Consider the following 21,887-nt stretch of genomic DNA (forward strand, 5'->3'; position numbering starts at 1 on the left):
AGACGATCATCTCGCAACGGAACAGGAGCGGTTCGCATGGACGCGGGACCAGCCACGGGCACCGAGGAGAACCTCCGCAATCAGCAGAACGAGCCGATTGCCGTGGTGGGCGTCGCGGCGCTGTACCCGGCAGCCCGTGGGGCCACCGACTACTGGCGGCTACTCACGGAAGGCGACCAGGAGGCCGGGAAGAGACCTCTGCGTACCGAGGCGGCGTCCGAGCCGGAGAAGCAGGGGCTCGGGGACGTCGAGATCGATGTCGCGCGCTTCGGCATACCGCCGGCCCAGGCGGCATCCATGGCGCGCATGCAGCTTCTCATGGTGGAAGCGGCGCGCCAGTGCCTGAGCGACGCCGGGTACGCGCAGCGCCCGCTGCCCTCCGAGCGCACCGATGTGGTGACCGGGACCTGCTTCGGGCTCGACCGGCAGTATGCGAACGCCGCGCGGGTGGAGAGCAGCCGATACGCACGCAGCCTGGAACAGGCGCTCAGCGCTGTCGGTGATGGGGGCGCGGCGGTGGGCACCGCGGCAGCCGAGGAGTTCCGGACTGCGGCCATGAAGCGTTTCGGTGCCTCGCCCCACGATCGGATAGGGGAAATGGCCAGCACCATTCCCGCGCGGGTGGCGGCCGCGTTCCGCCTGCGTGGACGCACATTGGCCCTGGAGTCCGCCGACGCGACCTCCTACCTGGGGATCGCGCATGCGATGGACAGCTTGCGTGCCGGAGTGAGCGACACCGTCCTGGTCCTCGCCGGCCAGTGCCGCGAGGGGCGCTTGGCCCCGTACGCGCTTGCCGCCAAAGGAGTGCTCCCGGCCCGGACGGCCGGCGCGGACCCGTCCGTCTCCGCGGCACTGGGCGAAGGCGTCGGAGCTGTGCTGCTCAAACGCCTCTCCTCGGCGTCGCAGGACGGTGACCGCGTCTACGCGAAGCTCCTCGACTGCACCTTGGGCCATGACACACGCCGTGGTGTGTTCCGCTATCCGGCCTCGGCCGACCGGTACCGGCAGGCGGCCGTCGAGAGTTGGCGCCGCGTGGGGCGGTACCACGCCGGGGCCCAGTACCTGGAGTTCACCGGGAACGACCCGAGGTTGGCGGCCGAATCCTGCGCCGGTGTGCGGGACGACGCGGCACCGCCTGTGGCCGTCGGCAGCGTCAGGGACCGGCTGGGGCACACCTTCGCGAATATCGGGATGGCTGCCGTGAGCAAAGTCGCCCTGGCACTGCACCACCGGAGGATACCGCCTCTGCGCAGGGAAGCCTGGGGGGAGGACCCCGGCCCCCCGGCCCCGCGGTTCCGCGCCCCCCTCGACACCGAGGAGTGGCGACAGCCCCCGGACGGCTCACCGCGCCGCGCTGTGGTCAGTGGGGCGTCGCTGACGGGTGCGCTATGCCACCTGATCATGGAAGAGCACCGGGAGACCGCGGAGTCGGCGGCGGCAGCGGTCGCCGCACCGACCCCGGCGCGGCCCCGGTGGAGGGTGCACGCGCCTGAGCCGATAGCCGTGGTGGGGTTCGGCGGCAGGTTCGCCGACACGGCCGACGCCGGTGCTTTTTGGGACGCGACGCTCTCCGGGCGAGATCGGATCCGACCGGTGCCCGAGACGTTGTTGGAACGGGACCTGTACCACAGCCCGTCCGCCCTCAGCGTCAACCGCAGCTATGCGGAGTACGGGGCACCGATGACCGTGCCCGAGAGCCCTCCCGCGGGGTTGCGCATCCCTCCCGCACGCTTCGGGGAACTGGACGCCGCACAGCGTGTAGGCCTGGCGGTGGCCGCAGAGCTGTTCGACCGGCCCGGCCTGTCGACCGAGACACTGACCGGAGCCGGGCTGGTGGCTGTGGGAAGCAACCTGGGGCTTTCCAGGGAGCGGCGTGTGAACACCGAACTGTCTGTGGACCTGTTCGAGGAGTTGGTGCGGTCGCTCGACGCGTTGGCGGGATGGAGCCCCCATGAGAGGGAACTGCTGCTGAAGTCGCTTCGTGAGCTGAACGGTGGCGCCCCTGCGCTGGAGTCGCCGGGGGCGCTGGACGGTTGTCTGGCGAGCGGGATCGCCGCCCTCGTCGCCAACGAGTTCGGCATCGCCGCTGTCCCCGTGGCTGTGGAAGCCGCCTGCGCCTCGTCGTTGGCGGCCGTGGATCTGGCCGTCAACCGGCTGAGAACCGGAAGCGTGGACTACGCGCTCGCCGGCGGTGTGGAACTCCCCTGCAACGCGCGTGACATGGTGCTCTGCTCGGCACTCGGGCTGCTTTCACACGAAAAGATCACTCCGTTCGACGAGTCCGCCGACGGCTTCAGTCCCGGCGACGGCTGTGCGCTCTTTCTGCTGAAGCGGTACGGGGACGCCCGCCAAGACGGCGATCCGATCCACGGCCTGCTGCGCGGTGTGGGCGCCTCGAACGACGCCAAGTCCCTTATCGCCCCGGACGCGGCCGGCCAGGCGCGCGCCATGGAACAGGCCTTCACGCAAGTGGACTTCGGGCCCGAGGCCGTGGACTACCTGGAGTCGCACGGAACCGGGACCCGGGTCGGCGACCAGGTGGAGGCCGCCGCCATACGGCAGGTCTACGCACGGCCCGGCCGAAAGCCCCTGGAGATCGGATCCGGCAAATCATTCTTCGGGCACACCTTCGCGGCTGCCGGCGCGGGAGGCCTGCTGCGAGCCCTGCTGGCCATGCGGTCCGAAACCCTGCCGCCCAACGCCAACCTCCATTCCGTGCCTCCCGCACTGGAACTCGAGCGGATACCGGCCCGTATCGCGACGCGCCCGCGTGCCTGGCACACCGGCACCGGCCGGCCCCGGCGTGCGGGTGTCAGCTCGTTCGGCACCGGCGGCATCAACTATCACCTGCTGCTTGAGGAGTACATCGACAGCCATGGACTTTGACTTCTGCGCGGAGACGGAAGAAATGCGCGACATGGTCACCCGGTTCGCGCACCGTGAGCTCGCCGCCCCGGCCGCGTTCGATGCCGGGGACTTCCGCCGCCGCTGGTCCCGGGCAGGCCGGCAGGGCTTGGTCGGCAGCAGTCTGCCCGTCGCGTACGGAGGGAGCGGACTGGACGCGCTCACGTGTGCGGCCATGATGGAGGCACTCGGGCTCAGTTGCACGGACGTCGGGTTCGCCTTCTCGGTGGCCGCCCACCTGTTCGCCGCGGCCACACCCATCGCCGAATTCGGCACCGAGGAGCAGAAGAAGCACTGGCTCCCCGCGCTCGGCTCGGGCGAGCAGATCGCGGCACACTGCATCACCGAACCGGAGGCCGGTTCGGACGCACTGAGTCTGCGCACCCGTGCCGTCCGGGAGGGCAGTGCCTACCGGCTCACGGGATCGAAGTGCTTCACCACCAACTCCCCGGTGGCGGACGTGTTCGTGGTGCAGGCCGTCACCGACCCGGACGGTGGCTTCTTCGGGTTGAGCACCTTCCTGGTGGAGGCCGGCACACCCGGCCTGACGGTGGGCCGTCGGTACGACAAGGTCGGCTTGCGCGGGTCCCCCATGGCAGACGTCCACCTCGACGGATGCCTCGTACCGGACACACACCTGCTGGGGGCCGAGGGCTCGGGTGCGGCGGTCTTCTCGTGCTCGATGAAGTGGGAGCGTATCTGCCTGTTCGCCATCTACCTGGGAGCCATGAAGCGGGTGCTCGACTCCACCGTCGCGCACGTCCGGGACCGGGAGCAGTTCGGCACGCCGGTGGGTGGCTTCCAGGCCGTGAGCCATCGGGTGGTGGACATGATGGCACGGTACGAATCGGCACGGCTGCTGTTGTACAAGGCTGCCAAGGGGCTGGCTGACGGCGTCGACGACGAGGTGGCTCCGGCTCTGGCGAAAATCGCCGTGAGTGAGGCGGCGGTGCAGATCGGTCTGGACGCGATCCAGTTGCGCGGCGCTTCGGGGGTACTGGACGGTGAGGCCGAGAGCCTGCTGCGTGACGCCCTGCCGGCCAGGATCTTTTCGGGGACGAACGAGATCCAGAAGAACAACGCGGCCCGTGCGCTCGGTCTCGGTACCCGGCGCCGGACCGCTGTGAGAAGCCGCTGACTTTGACGCAGGCGAGGTGGGAGAGCGGTCTCGCCAGGAAGAGAATGGAGTACAGCATGGATGTGATCGTGCATCGGATCCGTCTGCGGGACGGCGTGACCTCTGCCAGGTTCGAAACGTGGGTGCGTGAGTCGGACTACGCTGCCTGCACCCGGCTTCCCAGCGTGATCTCCTTCGGCGTACAGCGTGTTCCGGCCGGAGATACCGCGTCCTGCGACTACTTCGAGGTCATCTCGGTACGGAGCCGCGAAGCGTTCCGGAAAGACATGGAAGGGGATGTTTTCCGGAAGCTGGCGGCCGCATTCGACGAACTGGCACTGGTGGTGGACGAGTTGGCCGGAGAGCGCGTCGGCTCCGGTTACGTGGCGGGATGACGTGGCCGGTGCGGGCCCGCGGCCCCGGGGGGCCCGGGGCGAGGACAGGGGAGGGGGCGGGGGAGGGGCGCGGAATCTCAGCGCTGCGGTACGTTCCGCCCGATCGTGTTGATCAGGCCGGTCTCATAAGCGAGAGCGACCGCCTGCGCCCGTGACCGTACGCTGAGTTTGTGCATCAGATTGTGTACGTGAGAACGGATTGTGGCGCTGGAAACCGACAGTTTCGTGGCGATTTCGTCGTTCACCAGCCCCTGGGCGAGTAGCAACAAGACTTCGCTCTCCCGAACCGTCAGTGTATTACCGGCCGTGGGAGGAACGCAGGGGCGTGCCAGCATTTCGACAGATTTCCGGGCTGCTACCGGAACGACAATTGCGTCGACTCTGACCAGTGTTTCTATGACATGCAGAAGCTCGTCGATCGAGCTTTCCACGGACAGTACGGCGCGCACTCCGACTTTTAATGCCTCGAAAGACCGGGGTAGATTCTCCGCCTTGGCGAGCATGAGTACCTTGCCCAGCCGGGCGAGGTCGGCAAGCTCCTGCTGGTCGTCCACCGTGAGGGCCGGACTGACCACGACGATCACATCGGGCGGGTCCTCCGTCGCGAGCGCGACGACCCGTCGCATCGACATCTCCGCTGTGACCTGCAGGTTGTGCTGGACCAGCAGGGCATGCATCCCCTGGCACATGATCAACTTGTCGCAGTAAATCAATATGTCCGTGCTCATGACGCAACCCCCTTGACGCCTTCGGGTCGAGGGGGGTGTCTGTATGGATGAGCTTCCCGCGCGTATCGGGCGGGGGGTCTGGCGCGCTTTCTGCTGACCCAGCGGCCCGTCAGCAATCCCACACTCATAGGTGATCGTCCCCCGTTTCCTGCGATTGCGCAACGTTAGCACGTCGGGCAGTTGGTATCCAGGAATTCCTATCAGGATGATCCGAATGCTCAATCAACAGAGAATGAGCGTTTTCCCGCTCGCCCTACCGGACGGAACGAGTGCATGATGCGGCCATCCCGGAGTCGGCGTGCCGTCTCCAGGCCTGGTCCACCGGTGCCCGGCTACGGCCCGGAATCCGGTGTTGCGAACCAGGTCACAGGGGGTGGTGTACCGCGGAGCCCTGCCGCCTGAGCGTGGGTGAGCCCTGCACCTCGGGGCTGCCCAGTCGGCTGATGAAGAAGGTGCGGCCCCTGAGGCCCAGACTCTTCTGCAACTCCTGCCGCAGGTCCTCGTGCTGGACGGCGACGCTGAGGGGATGCAGGGCGACTCCCGCCTCTGTCGCCGCCAGCCAGTAGTCCGCGAGCCGGGCGCCGCCGGCCAGCATGTCGGCGAGTCCTGGTCGTCGGGCCTCGAAGCCCATGGCCAACAGTCCGGGGGTGCTCTCCCGGATGAGCGTCGCCACCCCGGCGGCCAGCCTGCGGTGGTATCCGAGGCCGCACAGGGGCAGCAGCACTTTGGGGTTGAGGAGCACCCGCGTGCTCAACTGCCGCAGGGGCGAGAGCGGGCCGAAGAGCTGTGGCAGGGTGAACCCGTCGCCCCGGCTGCGGGCGTGCGCTGCGCTCCAGCGGAGGAAGGAATGGGTCTCCCGCCAGGCTTTGTGATGGCTGAAGTCCCGCCCGGCGTGTTGTGCGCAGAAGTCCGCGAAGGCGCGGACGAGGTGAGGCTGGGTGATGTGCTGTGTGGTCACGGTGCCGGCGGGCGCCGCACCGGGGGCTTCGGAGGGGCGCTCCAGGATCGTGAGGACAGCCGGGTCCAGGGGCTCGCTCCGGTAGGGCCCGCGACAGGTACGGCGGTTGTGTACCGCGCCGTGCAGTTCCGCGAGACTTCCCTGACACGTCGCGGTTCGGCGCAGTGCTCCGATGCACAGCAGCGACCATCGGTGGGGCCAGCCGTGTACAGGGGCGGCTTCGGACGCCGGTGTGCGTGTTCGGGTGGCGTGCCAGCCCTGCGCTGCGAGACCGCGTAGCAGTATGCGCCAGTAAGCACCGCAACTGACCCGCATCTCGGTCGCGTGCGCGGGCAGAGCCGAGAGTTCGCGCTCGTGGTCGAGGGCGAGCGCCACGTACTCCTCGTCCGGCCGGGGCTCGACGCCGAGCACGTGCCCCGCAGCCGCCCGTGCGCGCGTGCCGGCCAGCCGCACGATCCCCCATGGCTGGCAGTTGTGCGACGAGGGCGCGTGCGCGGCCAGCGCGGTCGCGGCGGTCAGCGCGGCACCGAACTCCTCCTCCGGGGCGTGCTCCTTCATGTCCGTCGGCTGCATCCGTCCTCCCTCTGGATTCCTACGCGCTGACCACGGCCAGGTAATAGCCGTCGATCTCCAGTGCCCAGCTCTCCGTGAGCCCGTTGCCGGACGCCGGGGCGTGGCGCAGCAGATCCGCCCCGGCACGCCAGGTGAACCGGCCGTCCGAGGCCCACCCGGTCAGTTGCACTTCGCCGGCGTCGACCCGGAGCCCGAATCCGTAGTGTTTCAGCACGGCCTCCTTGCAGGCCCAGCGCAACGGCAGCGGCATCCGGGCCAGCAGCGGGTGGCGAGAACCTGTGCGGCCGGGTGCGCCTTCGGCACGCAGGAGTCGGGCCAGCAGCGGCGGGACCGTACGCTGGTGCTCCAGGTCGAGCCCCACCGCGTGCGGCCCGCAGGCCGCCACCGCCAGGTCGGCCGAATGGGAGAGCCCCACCTCCACCGGCGCGTTGACAACAGGTTTGCCCGCACGCATTCCACCGGCGACGGTGTCGACGTCTATGGCGCGGCCTCGAACGACGCTGCCCCAGTGGCGCAGATGGTGGGCGCGGACACTGTGCTTGACGGCCAGTCGTCCCGCGAGCCATTCGCACCGTCGGCGTGCCCGCGGGATCGCGGCGGCCTGCGCGGCCTCCCGCGGGGTCAGATGCCGGTCGGACAGACGTCGGAGCACCTCGTCGCCCGCTCCCCGCAGCCGGGCGATGGACACCACCGCGAGTGTCAGGCGGGGTGCGAAGTGGTGGATGTGCAGTGGCAGGCGGGGGTCCAGGGCGAGCGGAGGTCCGGTGCCGTCGAGGGCGCGCGGTACCGGCTCACCGGTCGACATCGGGAGGCAACAGGTACGGATACGGGCGGCGCAGCACGCGATGCCAGAAGCGGTCGGCTTTGCGCAGCCGCTGGATGAGGGCCCAGGAGCGTGCGTCGGCCCGGTAGTACCCGGCTACTTCCTTCTCGGTGAGCGGTGTCGCGAGCCGCGCGTTGGCCTGTTCCAGGAAGCCCGGTATGAGTTCGGCCAAGCGCTCTTTGTGCAGGTTGCCCAGGAAGTCGAGCACCACGCCGCGTGTCGTGTAGAACTTGTCGAAGATGGACTTGGCAGTGGCTGTTCTGACCAGATCCCGCACCAGCCAGGGAAGCGAGGCGAAGAAGAGCCGTGTGTCCAGGAGCTCCTTGCCCTCCGCGTCCCGCATGAGCGGTGAGGTCACATCGATGTAGAGCAGTTCGCCGTCGAGGTCGACCCAGTTCGACGCCTGCGCGTCGAGCCCGAGAGTGGGCGACACGGCTCCGTCGACCTGGTCGAGGAACCGGGCGAAGAAGCTCTCGGCCCATGCCTGCCCCTCGCTGTGCAGCAAAGACGAGCACAACCGCTTCCGCGGAAGGGTCTCTTGTACGCAGTAGCCCGTGATCCGGTCCCCCTCGGCTTGTTCGTGCCAGAGCCGGGTCTCCGCGACTCGGATGCCGCCCTCACGCAGCCGGCGCAAGTAGGTTCCGAGAACCTGCTCGTAAGCGAGGAACCGGTATCGGTCGGGGAAGACGGGGAGCCGCTTGCAGGCGAACGAACCCTGCTGGGTGGCCAACTCCAGGACCAGGGCCACTTCGCCGTGGCCCAGGAGCGGCAAGGCGGTGTCGTCGGAGGTGCGGAGCGCCGTGCGCACGCGTGTCTCCAGCGCCCGCAGATCGCTGTCGGGGACCGTGAACGTCATGAGGCGCCACTTCCTTCCGGCGGGACTTCTTCCGCCCTGTGGAGTCAGTTGCCGGAGGTGAAGACCAGGACCGCGTTCTGGCCGCCGAAGCCGAACGAGTTGCTCATGGCTGCCTCGATCTTCTCCTCGCGGGGCCGGCCGGTGACGACATCCAGTTCCAGTGCGGGGTCCTGACACCCGAGATTGGCTGTCGGCGGGATCGTGGAGCGTTCGAGGGCGAGCACCGTCAGGGCCGCCTCGATCGCTCCCGCCGCGCCGAGGGTGTGGCCGAGCACTCCCTTGGTGGAGGTCACCGCTGCGCCGTCGCCGATGACCCGACGCAGCATCCGCGCCTCGACGGCGTCGTTGAGCGGGGTGGAGGTGCCGTGGGCATTGACGTGTCCGATCTCGCCGGCGCCGACGCCCGCCTGTGCCAGTGCGTCCTCGACCGCCCGCGTCACGCCGGTCCCCTCCGGTTCGGGTGCGGTGATGTGGTGAGCGTCGGCGGAGGCGCCGTACCCGGCCAGCCTGGCCCGGATCCGGGCACCGCGGGCCGATGCGTCGGCTTCCCGCTCCAGGACGAGGACACCGCTGCCCTCCCCGATGACAAACCCGTCCCGGTCCTGGTCGAAGGGGCGTGAGGCGGCTTCCGGCTCGTCCACCCTTCGCGAGAGCGCACCCATCTGGTTGAAGCCGGTGACCATGAGCGGAGTGACGTTCGCCTCGGTGCCCCCTGCGAGGACGACATCGCAGGAGCCGTCGCGCAGGAGGCTCGCGGCGGTGCCGATGGCCGTGCCGCCGGACGCGCAGGCGGTCGCGGTCACGAAGTTCGGCCCGGTGGCATGCAGGTCGATGGCCAGATGGCCGGCGACCATGTTCGGCACCAGCATCGGCAGCAGCAGCGCCGAGACCGACGCGGGGCCGTTCTCCAGCAGGCGCCGGTGCTGCGTCTCCATCGTCCCGATACCGCCGAGCCCGCATCCGACCACGACGCCGACTCGGGCGCCGTCCCAGGTCTCAGGGTCCAGGCCGCAGTCCGCGACCGCCTCGCGCGCGGCGACGACGGCCAGTTGGATGAAGCGGTCGTGCATCAGGGGGCTGCGCCTGCCCACGTGCCGGGCCGGGTCCAGGCCCGGAACCGTGCACGAGATGTCGACGGGGAGTCCTTCGAGGCGGGGATCTCGCGCCGCCGCGGAGCGTCCCTCGCAGACGCCCCGCCAGGTCTCTTCCGCCCCGATGCCGGAGGCGGTGATCAGGCCCAGGCCGGTGACGGCGACGGGGGCGGAGGCTGTCACTGTGCCGTGGCCTTGGTCCGGTCCTCCAGCAAGTGCGCCACGTGTCCGATGGTGTCGGTCAGGGTGGCGGCGTCGTCTTCGAGTTTGACGTCGAATTCCGACTGGATCACCAGAAGGAATTCAACGAGGAAGAGCGAGTCCATTTTCAGGTCCTCGAAAGTCGCTTCCGGGGTGATCGTCCCGCGGTCGACGGCGAAGTGATTGCCGAGTATGTCGACCAGCTTCTCGTACATGGCGCTCATACCTGTGATCTTCCCTTCCGGAGAACGGTTCGGCCCACTCGTCGCGCCGCGGCTTTTCCTGGAAGACGAGGTAGTGCTCATCGGTACCCCACCGCCTGGGCAGCGACGTATCGCATGGCGCCGACTATGGAGGTCGTGGCTGACGGCGCGCTGACCGATGCCTGACGGTCGAGTGGGTCAGCAATCGGTCAGCGCCGTGTCAGCCGCGCCCCGTACGTTGCCCAGCGACCCGAGCCCACGGGCTGTCATCCACGGGGAGGAGCACACGGTGGTTCCCTGCCGACGCCGTACGATCCGGCCGCACTCGGTGTCCCGGGCGGCGGCCCCTGGCCGCATCCCTTCGACGGGCGGTATCCGATGAGCCGCGCGGCTGTGCTGGCCGGAATCGGAGCCTGCCTGCCGCCTCGGCTGGTCACCAACGCGGAGCTCGCGGCACGGCTGGACAGTTCCGACGAATGGGTGCGCTCGCGGACCGGTATCGCCCAGCGCTACATGGCCGACTCCTCCGTGCTCACCTCCGACCTGGCGGTCGGCGCCGGCTCCCGGGCGCTGAAGTCCTCGGGGCACCCGCACGTCGACGCCGTGGTCGTGGCGACCACCACGCCGGACCGCCCTTGTCCGGCCACCGCCCCGACCGTGGCCGGCAAACTGGGACTGGGGCACGCTGCCGCGTTCGACGTGTCCGCCGTCTGCTCCGGATTCCTCTACGGCCTCGCCTCCGCCGCCGGCTTGATCGCGGGTGGCATCGCCGAGCGCGTGCTGGTCATCGGAGCGGAGACCTTCTCCCGCATCCTCAACCCTGCCGACCGTTCCACCTCGGTGATCTTCGGGGACGGAGCCGGTGCCGCGGTGCTGCGTGCGGGCAGCAGCACGGAGGAGGGGGCGCTGGGCCCGTTCGACCTGGGCAGCGACGGTGAAGGGGTGGACCTGATCACCGTACCGGCCGGCGGGCCCCCGCCGGAGGGCGGTTGGCCTGACCCGGTGCCCGACGACTACTACTTCACGATGCAGGGCAAGCGGGTTTTCTGGCTGGCGGTCCAGCGTATGGGGCAAAGCGCGCAGATGGTGCTGGACCGCGCCGGGTGGCGGGTCGACGAGGTGGACCATCTCGTCGCTCACCAGGCGAATCACCGCATCACCCGGCGGCTGGCCGACGAGATCGGCCTGCCGAGAGAGCGGGCGGTCAGCAACATCGCCGAGGTCGGCAACACGGCCGCGGCCTCCATTCCCCTCGCGCTCGTCCATGCCCACGCCGCAGGGACGCTGAGGCCCGGCGACCGGGTGCTGCTGACGGCGTTCGGCGGTGGCCTCACGTGGGGCGCGACGACGCTCATCTGGCCTGCTGTCGACCCGAGCTGACCCCACGCGCCGTGAGCGGCGCCGCCGGACCGGCAATGCCACTGCGATCGAACCGAGGACCGCAATGAAAACTCAGAAACTCATCAGTGACTACATCGTCGATGTCTGGATGGGCGGTGACGCCGAAAGCCTGGAGCCGGACACGCCGCTCACCGAACTCAACATCCTCGATTCGATGGGGATATTCGACCTTGTCGGCTTCCTGCAGCGTGAATTCTCCATCAGCGTGCCCATGCGGGACGTGACGTTGAAGAATTTCCGATCCGTGCGCACGATCTCCGCGATGGTTGACGGGTTGCGTCAGAACGAGAAAGGGGACGCCGCATGACGGAACTGGAGAGTTCCGCACTCGCTGCGCTGCACTCGCAGGTGGTGAGGATCGTCGCGGAGTGCACCCTGTACGACGAGTCCTATCTCCAGCCCGACCTCCACTTCGAGGCCGACCTCGGCATCGACTCCGTCATCCTCGAATCGATCCTCGCCTCGTTGAGGGAGCACTTCGGCCTCTCGGACGGGCTCGGGGAGCGGGCGACCACTGTGCGGGAACTCGTCTCGGCCGTGGCGGCCGAAGTGGGCACGGACGCGGCGGCCTGGGCGGACGGCCCTGACACCGTCCTGTCCGCTCTCGTGGCCGCCGCGCTGCGGCAGACCCAGTACCGGAGCGACCAGCTCGACGTCGACGCCCACCTGGAGCGGGACCTGGGCATCGACTCCGTCGTCCTCACCGCGATCGTCGCCGAAGCAGCCGAGGAACTGGGTGCTCCGCGGGCCCTGCCGGACAGCGGCGAGCCCACCACGCTGCGGGAGTTGAGCACTCAACTGACGGCGGCCTTGGCGCGGGAGGTACGCGACGGCACCGTGCCCGCTGCGGAACGAGCGCCGCAGAGGACCGACGCGCCGGTACTCGGCACAGGCGGTGCCCCGGCGGACCCGGCCGTGCCGACGGTGACCGAGGACGGCTGGGACGGCCGTTCCATGAAGGACTTCCTGGAGGAGCGGGACTCCGACCTCTTCGCCAAGACCCGCAGCTTCGGCGCCTATCTCCGCCGCCGCGAGGACGATCAGCTCTACTGGTACGGCATGCCGCTGCACTCCCGGTGTGAGAACCGCGCGGTCATCTTCGACGAACTGACGGGCCAGAAGCGCGAGTTCCTGATGTTCGCCTCGAACAATTACCTGGGCCTCGCCAACCACCCCAAGGTGATCGAGGCGGTCTGCGAGGCCACCCGCAGCTACGGGGCCACGCACACGGGATCCCGCTTCATCGGCGGGACGAACATGCTCCACAAGGAGCTGGAGCGCCGGCTCGCGGCCTTCAAGCGACGGCCGGCCTGCATCGTCTATCCGGGCGGGTACGCCGCCAACCTGGGCGCGATCTCGGCTCTGGTCAAGAGCTACGACACGCTCGTCGCCGACAAGCTCAACCACATGAGCATCCTCGACGGCGCGAAACTCTCCGGCGCCGCCCGGAGGATCTATCAGCACAACGACATGGCGGACCTGGAGCGTGTCCTCAAGCGCGGCGCGGATTCCCCCGGAGGGACCCTCATCGTCGCCGACGGTGTGTTCAGCATGCACGGTGACGTCTGCGACTTGCCCTCAATCCTCCGGCTGGCCAGAAACTACGGTGCCCGCGTGCTCATCGACGACGCGCATGCCACCGGCGTTCTGGGCGCCCGCGGCTCGGGCACGAGCGAACACTTCGGCCTCAAGGGCGAGGTGGACCTCGAGCTGGGCACCATGAGCAAGGCACTGGCCGGCATGGGCGGCTTCGTGGTCGGTGATGAGGAGGTCATCGAGTACCTCCGCTATTACTCGAACTCCTACGTCTTCGCCGCCAACATCCCCGCCGGCGTCGCCGCCGGCCTGATCGCGGCGATCGACGTGCTGGAAGCCGAACCTGAACGGGTCAAGCGCCTGTGGGCCAACATCAGCGCGCTGCGCGCCCGGCTGCTGGAGTCGGGTTTCGACCTGGAGAACTCCGAGAGCGCCATCCTGCCCATCCGCATCGGCGACGAACGGCTGGCCATGGAGATGGGGCGCGCGGTACGAGCCCGGGGACTGTTCTGCCAGACCGTCGTCTTCCCCGGTGTCCCACTCGGGGACGCCAGGCTACGCGTCAGCGTGACCTGCGAACACACCCCCGAGGACCTCGAACTCGCCGCGGACGTATTCCTCGACGCGGCACGTGAGACCGGTGTCCCGCGGGCCGACCGGTGAACCAACAGGAGGGGTGGGGAACAACCATGGAGACACCTCCCGCAGTGATCCGCCTGCGCCGCGACTTCCCCCTGGAACAGGCCGAACGCCCCGCCTTCGTCGGTGCGGAACCGCTGACGTACCGGGAGCTCACCACACGGGTGGACGCGCTCTCCGTCCGGCTGCTCGATCTCGGTGTCCGGCCCGGTGACCGGACGGCCGTCTGGATGGACAAGCAGCCCCGCTACGCGGAGGCCATTTTGGCCACACTCGACGTCGGCTGCGCCTACGTGCCGCTCGATGGGGGGCAGCCCAGGCAGCGGGCGCAGACCATCCTTGCCGACGCCGAACCGGTCGTCCTGTTCACCGACGCGCGACACGTGGCCCTCCTCGGCGACGAGCCGCTGCCCTCCTCTCTCGGGCTGGTCGTGGTCGACGGCGAGACACCCGTGAAAGCGGTGGGCGGGGTCCCCGTCCGCCCCTGGCGGGAGTTCACCGAGGCCGCAGCCCACAGGATCGCCCTGCTGCCCGCACTCGGGCCCACCGACCTCGCGGCGATCCTCTACACCTCCGGTTCCACCGGGGCGCCGAAAGGGGTGCGCCTCTCCCACCGGAACCTCGCCAACTTCGTCGGCTGGGCATGTTCCGAACTGGACGTCGGGCCCCGAGACGTGTTCGCGAACCATGCCTCGTTCAACTTCGACCTGAGCACCTTCGACCTGTTCACCGCGCTCACCGTGGGAGCCGCCGTGTGGATCGTCGGCGACTCGACGGCCCGGGACGTCGCGGCGCTGGCGGCAGGGATCAGGGAGCACGGCGTCACCGTGTGGTATTCGGTTCCCTCCATCCTGAGCCTGCTCACCGCCTCGGGAGCGCTCACCTTCGCGGACGCCCGCTCCCTGCGCTACGTGCTCTTCGCCGGCGAGGTCTTCCCGATACCCCGGCTGCGGGCGCTGGCGGAGCTGTTGCCGCAGGAGACCGCGCTCTACAACCTCTACGGGCCGACGGAGACCAACGTCTGCGCCTTCCACCGGGTCCGCCCCGAAGACCTGGAGCGCCGCACCCCCGTCCCGATCGGCGGACCGGTCACCGGCGCGGGACTGCGCGTGGTGGACAACCACGGGGCGCTCGTCTCGGAGCCGGGAGTGATCGGCCACCTCGTCGTGGAAGGCGTCTGCGTCACCCCGGGCTACTGGCGCCGTACCGCGGACCCGGCCACCGCCTTCCACTGCGCGGGCCGTCACCCTACCGGTGACCTCGTCAGCTACGAGGAAGACGGCCGGCTGGTCTACCGCGGCCGCGAGGACCGCATGGTCAAGCTCTCCGGCTACCGGATCGAACTCGGGGAGATCGAGGCGGCCGCACAGCACCACCCCGACATCGCCGACGCGGCGGTGCTCCTGGCGGGAGAGGGCCCGCAGGCCCGCCTCGCGCTCTACTACACGCTCCGCCCGGGGGCGCCCAAGCCCAGCCTGGTCCAGCTCAAGCAGCACTGCGCGCGGTGGCTGCCGATCTACATGCTGCCTCACACGGCGACGTGTCTCGACCAGTTGCCCCGCAACGCAAACGGCAAAGCCGACTACCGCCGGTTGGCGAACGGAACGGCACGGCCCATCGCGGCGCCGACCGGCGCGGCTCGACAGTGACGGAGACGAACGGCAGTGACTCCAGAACCGATCGAGACGCATTGGCAGGGAGCGGAGCCGGCCACCGTCGCCGGTCTGCTGCGCCGGCGTCTCGAACTGACGCCACACGCGGTCGCCTACCGGTTTCTCACCGACACCGGAGGTAGGAGCGAGTCCTGGGACTACGCCGGACTGGACCGCCGTGCGCGTGCGGTCGCGGCGTATCTCCAGCAGGAGCGCTTGGAAGGCAGCCCGGTACTGCTGCTCCACCCACCGGGGCTCGACTACGTCGCCTCGTTCTTCGGATGCCTGTACGCGGGTGCCGTGGCCGTGCCCGCTTACCCGCCGCAGAGTGCCGGGTCCGGGCAGACCATGCAGCGGCTGGCCGGCATCGCACGTGACTCGGGCGCCACTCACGCCCTCACCACCCGCGCGGTCAGGGACGCCGCGCACGGAACACCGGAGAAGGCGGCCGGGCTGGGGCTGGACCGGCTGTGCTGGGTGACCGAGGACGAGCTGCGCGAGTCCGATGGAGACCAGTGGGTCGAACCGTCCACCACGAGCGAGTCGCTGGCCTTCCTCCAGTACACGTCCGGCTCGACCGCCACGCCCAAAGGCGTCATGGTCAGCAACGGGAACCTCGTCCGCAACCTGCGCTCCTCCCATCTGCGACTGGAGCTGGATTCCGGAGCGGGCATGGTCTCCTGGCTGCCGCCGTACCATGACATGGGACTCATCGGGGGCTTGCTCACCCCGGTGTACGGGGGATTCAGCTCGCACCTGATGGCTCCCATGACCTTCGTGCAGCGACCGCTTCTGTGGCTGGAAACCCTCTCCGAAACCCGCGCGTCGATGAGCGTGGCGCCCAACTTCGGATTCGAGCAGTGCCTCCGACGGATCACCGAACAACAGCGTGACGCCCTGGACCTGAGCGACTGGCGGCTGGCCCTGAACGGAGCGGAACCGGTCCGCGCCGACACGCTGGAGCGATTCGCCGACTACTTCGGCCCCGCCGGATTCGACCGCCGAGCCCTTCTGCCCTGCTACGGACTCGCAGAAGCAACCTTGATGGCGACGGGGATCGGGCCGGGGGATCCACCCACCGACCGGTCCGTCGACGCCCAGGCGCTGGCGAGGGGCGCGGTGCGGGACGCCGAGCCGGGGTGCGCACACGTCACCCGCGTCGTCGGTTGCGGTCCTGCGGTCCCCGACGCCCGGGTCGCCGTCGTCGATTCCGCAGGGAAGCGCGTCGGCTCCGAGCGAATCGGCGAAGTCTGGCTCGCCGGGCCCAGCGTGGCCCTCGGCTACTGGAACCGTCCCGAGCTGACAGCCGAGACGTTCGGGGCCAAGCTGGCCGACGAGCCGGGAAGAAGCTGGCTGCGCACCGGTGACCTGGGCTTCCAGCGGGACGGCCAGCTCTACCTCGTCGGCCGCACCAAGGACGTGGTCATCGTCCAGGGGCGCAACGTGTACCCGCACGACATCGAACTCACCGTGGAGCAGACGAGTGAAGCCGCGCGCGCCGACTGCGGTGCCGCCTTCGGACTGCCCACCCCCGGCGGCGAACAGCTCGCTCTGGTCTACGAGGTCGGCAGGGGGAGCGAGGACCTCACCTCGGTGCTGGCGCGGCTGCGCACCGCGCTTGCCGAGGAGCACGAGGTCTGCCCGCACACCCTCGCGCTGGTGCGGCACTCGTCGGTGTCCAAGACCACCAGCGGCAAGGTCCAGCGCCAGGCGACCCGGCAAGACTTCCTGGACCTGCGGATGCCGGTGGTGGCCGCGAGCGTCGTGCGCGACACCGGCACGCCCGCACCCGCCGGGGAAGGCGGCGCGACGTCGCCGAGCACGGACCTGTCCGGGCTGTCCGTCACGGCCCGCCGCTCCCGGGTGACCGAGCTCGTCGAGGAATCGATCGAGGAAGCCGCGGGCTCAACGGCGGAGGAAGGACGGGGGCCCCGCGATCTCGCCTCCCTCGGCCTCGACTACCCGCGGCTCCTGGAGCTGGTGGCGGTCCTCGAGCAGCGCCTCGGCGTGCGGATCGCCGTCGGCGAGCTACTGGTCGCCCCACAGGTGGACACGTTGGTCGAGCTGTGCCTGGACGAGTTGCGCGGCGCCCGGCACCAGCCCGCGCCCGGCGGCCCTGCCCGGCAGGCCTCGCGGCTGGGTACGGGTGCCGACCACGAGAAGAACGGAGAGGAACTCGAAGCCTGGCTGCATGAGCGGGTGGCCCGCCGCCTCGGCCTCCCGGCCTCGGTGGTCGATCCCACCCGGACGCTCTCCTCGCTCGGTCTCGACTCCAAGCAGGCGGTGGCCGTCGCGTCGGAGCTCGGTGACAGGCTCGGCCGCAGACTGCCGACCGGCACCGTTTTCGACCACCCCACCATCAGGGACCTGGCCACGCACTTCGGTGCCGAACCTGCCCCGCACGCGGTTGCCGTTCCCCGCGCCGGCGGGCCGACCGACCCGCACGAGCCCATCGCGATCGTCGGCATCGGATGCCGCTTTCCCGGCGCCCCGGACCTGGACAGCTACTGGCGACTGCTGCTCGACGGCCGGGACGCGGTCGGTGAGATGCCGCACGGGCGGTGGAACGCGCGGGAGGCGGGCACCTCGGACCAGGGGGGCTTCCTCGACGCGGTGGACGAGTTCGACGCCAGGTTCTTCGGCATCTCCGCGCGCGAAGCGCTCCGCATGGACCCCCAGCAGCGCATGCTGTTGGAGGTCGCCTGGCAGACGTTCGAGGACGCGGGCATCGCGCCCGACCGGCTGGCGGGCAGCGACACCGCCGTCGTCGTCGGGGTGAGCAGCCAGGATTACGGGCAGCTGCAACTCGGCTCTCCCCGGGAGACGGACGTCTACGCCGCGACGGGCAACGCCCCCGCGATGGCGGCGAACCGGCTCTCCTATTTCTTCGACCTACGCGGCCCCAGCTTCGTCGTGGACACCGCCTGCTCGGCCTCCCTCGCGGGAGTGCACATGGCCTGTCAGAGCCTGTGGCGGGGGGAGAGCCGGATCGCCCTGGCCGGGGGAGCCAATCTGCTGCTCGCTCCCGGCCTGTCGGCCGCACTCCTCGACGGGGAGATGCTCTCGCCCGGCGGGCGCTGCCGTACCTTCGACGACGCGGCGGACGGCTATGTGCGCGGTGAGGGAGTCGGTCTGCTCTGCCTCAAGCCGCTCTCGGACGCGCTGGCCGACGGCGACCGCATCCACGCGACCGTCCTCGGGTCGGCCCTGGCACACGGCGGCCGCGGCAACGGCCTCACCGCGCCCCGCAGCGCGGCCCAGCGCGACGTCATCATCGGAGCACTCGCCCAGGCCGGGGTGGAGGCCGACCGGGTCGACTACGTCGAGGCGCACGGCACCGGCACCTCGCTGGGTGACCCTGTCGAGTGGGAAGCACTCGCCGAGGTCTACGGCGGAGCCGGGCGTGAAGAGCCGTGTCTCGTCGGCTCGGTCAAGACCAATATCGGACATCTGGAGGCGGCCGCCGGTGTCGCCGGACTGATCAAGGCGGCGCTGATCGTCGGCCGCCGCGAGGTCCCGCCGTTGCTGCACCTGGACAAGCCCAACCGGCTGCTGGACTGGGAGGGCTCGGGGTTGTCCGTGCCCACGGAGCGCCGGTCCCTGCCGCCCGGTGAGACCGCCCGGGCCGGCGTGAGCTCGTTCGGCTTCGGCGGCGCCAACGCTCATCTGATCGTCGAGGAGCCGCCCGCTGCCCCGTCCCCGTCCGGGGCAGCGGAGGAGGAGAAGCCGGTGACCGTTCCCCGTCCCGCACACACGCTGTGCCTGTCCGGGCACACCCCCTCGGCTCTCGCCACCCTCGCACACCGGTACCGCACCCACGTGGCGGCGCGTCCCGACGAGCCCCTCGCAGGCCTGTGCCGTACGGCGAACACCGGGCGCACGCACCTTGCGTACCGTGCCGCCGTGACCTTCGGCACGAGCGCCGAACTCGACTCTGGTCTCGCGGCGCTGGCGCACGGGGAGGCTTCGACGGCGGTGGCCAGGGGCGGCCCAGGGGACCCGGCGCCCACGGTGGCGTTCCTCTTCAGTGGCCAGGGCACCCAGCACCCGGGCATGGGGCGCGAACTGTACGAATGCCACGGAGCGTTCGCGGAGACGCTGGACCATGCCGACAGGATCGCGCGACCACTGCTCGGCATCTCGCTGCGCGACCTCCTCTTCGACGAGGAGGGGGGAGAGCGGCTCCGGCGCACCGAGTACTGCCAGCCCGCCCTGGTGGCGTTCTCCGTGGCGCTCGCCCGTGTCTGGGCATCCGCTGGGGTGCAGCCCGCCGCGGTGCTGGGCCACAGCGTCGGCGCCATCGGCGCGGCTTGCGTGTCCGGCGTACTGTCCTTCGAGGACGCGCTCACCCTCGCAGTCGAGCGCGGCAGACTCATGGGGGCGCAGCCCGGCCATGGGCGCATGATCGCGTGCCAGGGCGAGAGCGACGCTGTCCTCACCGTGGCCGCGGACTTCCCGTCGATCTCGGTCGCGGCTGTCAACGCCGACCGGTATCTCGTCCTCTCCGGCCCCACCGACGACATCGGGGCTGTCGGCGACCGGCTCGCGGAACAGCAGACCGACGTGCGTGCGCTGAACGTCTCGCACGCCTTCCACTCCCGGCTCATGGACGGAGCCGCGGCACCGCTGCGGGAGGCGCTCACAGGTTTCACTTTCGGCCGGCCGACCATTCCCTGGGTGTCGGACGCCACCGGCGAACTCGTCGACCGGGTGGACGCCGACTACTGGGCGCGCCACATGGTGGGCACCGTCCGTTTCGCCGATGCCTTCACCACGCTGCGCGGCCTGGGGTGCGACGCGTTCGTCGAGGTGGGGCCGCATCCTGCGCTGCTCTCCTCCGGCAGGTCCCTGATGCAGGACCGGGCGACGGCTCCGGAAGGGTTGCTGTGGCTGCCGTCCGCGCGCCGGGCCACAGGAGAGTGGGCGACATTCCTCGGATCGCTCAGCCGGTTGCACTGCGCGGGCTGCGACGTCGACTGGCGAGGGCTCGACCCGGAAGACCCGCAGCCGCGGGTATCCGCCCCGCACACCGTCTTCGAGCGTGACTCGTACTGGTTCACGCCGTCGGCCGCGGAGCCGGCAGCCGGCGGCGGCCCGGAGCGCCCCGGGCGCGACGGGAAGGGACGGCCTGAGGCGAGGGAGCATCCCCACATCCCCGGCCGGGCGCCTTTCGGGCCGGTCGCCTCGCCCGCGCCGTCGCCCCAAGACGCCGCCGCACTCCGTACGACGCTCGAGGGGGCGCCCGCTGACGAGCCGCGGTCGGCGCAGGGTTCCACCTCGGGTGTCGCCGAGGCCGTACTCGACAGTGTTGCCCGGGTCTGCGGATTTCCCGCCACGCAGATACCCCTGCATGCCAGGCTCGTCCTGGACCTGGGTCTTGACTCCCTGATGCGCACCGATCTGCAGCGCAGGATCTCCGCGTGTTTCCCGCTCGAGGCGGAGCGACTGCGGCACAGCCTGCCGGAGGAGCCCACGGTGCGGGACGTGATCGACCTGCTCCTGTCGGCGGGCGCTGGACGAGGCGGCGCGACGGGACATCCGGCGGATCCGTCCGCGGCCCCCACCGGCGGTGCCGCGGGCCCGAGCGACCGTCCGCCGCACCCGGCCGTGCAGCCGCAGCTTCCGGTGCGGCAGGAGCACGCCATCGAGGAGTGGCAGGAATACGTGGAGCTCCAGAGCCGGCTCCGGCAGACCGTCGCGCACGGGGACAATCCCTACGGGCGCACGCACGAGGGGTTCAACTCCGGCATCGTCACCGTCGACGGCCGCGAAGCGGTGAACTTCGCCGCTTTCAACTACCTCGCCCTCTCGCACCATCCTCGGGTGCGCCAGGCGGCCAAGGAGGCCATCGACACCTACGGGACGTCCAGCTCGGCGACACCGCTGCTGTTCGGCGAGACCCCCTTGCACCATGAGCTCGACGCCGAGATCGCCTCGTTCCTGGGCACCGACGACGCCATCGTCTTCGCCGGAGGACATGCCACCAACGTGGCCACGGTCGGCCATCTGTTCGGGCCGGAGGACCTGATCGTCCACGACGAGTGGAGCCACGACAGCACGGTGCGGGGGTGCATCCTCTCCGGGGCACAGCGCAGGCCGTTCCCGCACAACGACTGGGAAGCCCTGGACCGCATCCTCGCAGCGAGCCGCAGCCGGTACCGCCGTGCACTGGTCGTCATCGAGGGCGCCTACAGCCAGGACGGGGACATCCCCGAGCTCCCTCGCTTCATCGAGGTCAAACAGCGGCACCACGCGATGCTGATGATCGACGAGGCGCACTCCCTCGGCGTGCTCGGCGCCACCGGCCGCGGTGTCGGCGAGCACTTCGGCGTCCGCCGGACCGACGTCGAGCTGTGGATGGGCACTCTCAGCAAGGCCATCGGGAGTCTCGGCGGCTACATCGCAGCGCGCCGTCCGCTGATCGAGTACCTCAAGTACACGGCTCCGCTCCATATCTTCAGCACCGGGATCGCGCCGGCCAACACGGCGGCCGCGCTGGAGGCCTTGCGGGTCATCCGTGACGAGCCCGAGCGCGTGGCGCGGGTGCGGCAGCTCGCCGAGTACTTCAGGACCGGAGCCCGGGATCGCGGTCTGGACATCGGAGTCTCGCGGGCGTCCGCGGTGATCCCGGTCATCGTGGGCGACTGGAACAAGACGATGGCGCTCTCCAACTCGCTGCTGGAGCAAGGCGTCAACGTCATGCCCATCGGCTATCCCGCGGTGGCCGCGGACGCGTGCCGCCTCCGCTTCTTCATCAACGCCGACCACAGCGAAGCCGACCTCGAACGTTCCCTCGACCTTCTGGTGTGA

Annotated in this window: 14 protein-coding genes; 8 read left to right on the top strand and 6 right to left on the bottom strand. The window is 69.9% G+C overall.

Annotated features, from left to right (window positions below; translation table 11 throughout):
* The first annotated feature begins 36 nt into the window (after window positions 1-36).
* The 3 genes from DTL70_RS17780 to DTL70_RS17790 are packed head-to-tail and all read left to right on the top strand — an operon-like array spanning window position 37 to window position 4,416.
* Window positions 37-2,886, top strand: coding sequence for a beta-ketoacyl [acyl carrier protein] synthase domain-containing protein (locus DTL70_RS17780; protein ID WP_114022933.1), 2,850 nt, complete (start codon window positions 37-39; stop codon window positions 2,884-2,886).
* Window positions 2,876-4,042, top strand: a complete 1,167-nt coding sequence (redW, locus tag DTL70_RS17785) for an L-prolyl-[peptidyl-carrier protein] dehydrogenase (RefSeq protein ID WP_114022934.1) — start codon at window positions 2,876-2,878, stop codon at window positions 4,040-4,042. Before DTL70_RS17780 ends, redW begins: the two co-directional genes overlap by 11 nt.
* 56 nt (window positions 4,043-4,098) lie before the next feature.
* Window positions 4,099-4,416: a RedY protein gene (locus DTL70_RS17790; protein WP_114023199.1), complete on the top strand. Its 318-nt coding sequence runs from the start codon at window positions 4,099-4,101 to the stop codon at window positions 4,414-4,416.
* 77 nt (window positions 4,417-4,493) lie between these two features.
* On the opposite strand, the gene DTL70_RS17795 is transcribed toward DTL70_RS17790, so the two are convergent.
* The 6 genes from DTL70_RS17795 to DTL70_RS17820 all read right to left on the bottom strand — a co-directional run bounded on the left by DTL70_RS17795 (window position 4,494) and on the right by DTL70_RS17820 (window position 9,870).
* The gene (locus tag DTL70_RS17795; protein WP_245979439.1) at window positions 4,494-5,144 is read right to left on the bottom strand and encodes a helix-turn-helix transcriptional regulator; all 651 of its coding nucleotides are present in this window, start codon (window positions 5,142-5,144) and stop codon (window positions 4,494-4,496) included.
* Between the two features lie 364 nt (window positions 5,145-5,508).
* Window positions 5,509-6,675: a nitroreductase family protein gene (locus DTL70_RS17800; protein WP_114022935.1), complete on the bottom strand. Its 1,167-nt coding sequence runs from the start codon at window positions 6,673-6,675 to the stop codon at window positions 5,509-5,511.
* 19 nt (window positions 6,676-6,694) lie between these two features.
* A complete protein-coding gene (locus DTL70_RS17805; RefSeq protein ID WP_114022936.1) occupies window positions 6,695-7,480 on the bottom strand; it encodes a 4'-phosphopantetheinyl transferase family protein in 786 nt (261 codons plus the stop codon).
* Window positions 7,467-8,354: a DUF6206 family protein gene (locus DTL70_RS17810; RefSeq protein WP_114022937.1), complete on the bottom strand. Its 888-nt coding sequence runs from the start codon at window positions 8,352-8,354 to the stop codon at window positions 7,467-7,469. The genes DTL70_RS17805 and DTL70_RS17810 overlap by 14 nt, the downstream gene beginning before the upstream one ends.
* Window positions 8,355-8,398: 44 nt before the next feature.
* Window positions 8,399-9,628, bottom strand: a complete 1,230-nt coding sequence (locus DTL70_RS17815) for a beta-ketoacyl-[acyl-carrier-protein] synthase family protein (RefSeq protein WP_114022938.1) — start codon at window positions 9,626-9,628, stop codon at window positions 8,399-8,401.
* On the bottom strand, window positions 9,625-9,870 hold the full coding sequence (locus tag DTL70_RS17820; RefSeq protein ID WP_114022939.1) for an acyl carrier protein: 246 nt from the start codon (window positions 9,868-9,870) through the stop codon (window positions 9,625-9,627). The genes DTL70_RS17815 and DTL70_RS17820 overlap by 4 nt, the downstream gene beginning before the upstream one ends.
* 357 nt (window positions 9,871-10,227) lie before the next feature.
* Between DTL70_RS17820 and DTL70_RS17825 the strand changes: the two genes are divergently transcribed.
* The 5 genes from DTL70_RS17825 to DTL70_RS17845 all read left to right on the top strand — a co-directional run bounded on the left by DTL70_RS17825 (window position 10,228) and on the right by DTL70_RS17845 (window position 21,887).
* Entirely contained in the window at window positions 10,228-11,229 is a 1,002-nt protein-coding gene (locus DTL70_RS17825; protein ID WP_114022940.1) for a beta-ketoacyl-ACP synthase III, read from the top strand.
* A 64-nt stretch (window positions 11,230-11,293) separates the two neighbouring features.
* Window positions 11,294-11,557, top strand: coding sequence for an acyl carrier protein (locus DTL70_RS17830; RefSeq protein ID WP_114022941.1), 264 nt, complete (start codon window positions 11,294-11,296; stop codon window positions 11,555-11,557).
* Window positions 11,554-13,449, top strand: coding sequence for an aminotransferase class I/II-fold pyridoxal phosphate-dependent enzyme (locus DTL70_RS17835; protein ID WP_114022942.1), 1,896 nt, complete (start codon window positions 11,554-11,556; stop codon window positions 13,447-13,449). The genes DTL70_RS17830 and DTL70_RS17835 overlap by 4 nt, the downstream gene beginning before the upstream one ends.
* A gap of 26 nt (window positions 13,450-13,475) precedes the next feature.
* Complete coding sequence (locus tag DTL70_RS17840; protein ID WP_114022943.1) at window positions 13,476-15,074, top strand: amino acid adenylation domain-containing protein; 1,599 nt, start codon at window positions 13,476-13,478, stop codon at window positions 15,072-15,074.
* Between the two features lie 15 nt (window positions 15,075-15,089).
* Window positions 15,090-21,887 carry a type I polyketide synthase gene (locus DTL70_RS17845; protein ID WP_114022944.1) on the top strand — a complete coding sequence of 2,266 codons (6,798 nt, stop codon included), beginning with the start codon at window positions 15,090-15,092 and terminating at the stop codon, window positions 21,885-21,887.

This window comes from Streptomyces diacarni, assembly GCF_003323715.1.
GTDB classification, from domain to species: domain Bacteria; phylum Actinomycetota; class Actinomycetes; order Streptomycetales; family Streptomycetaceae; genus Streptomyces; species Streptomyces diacarni.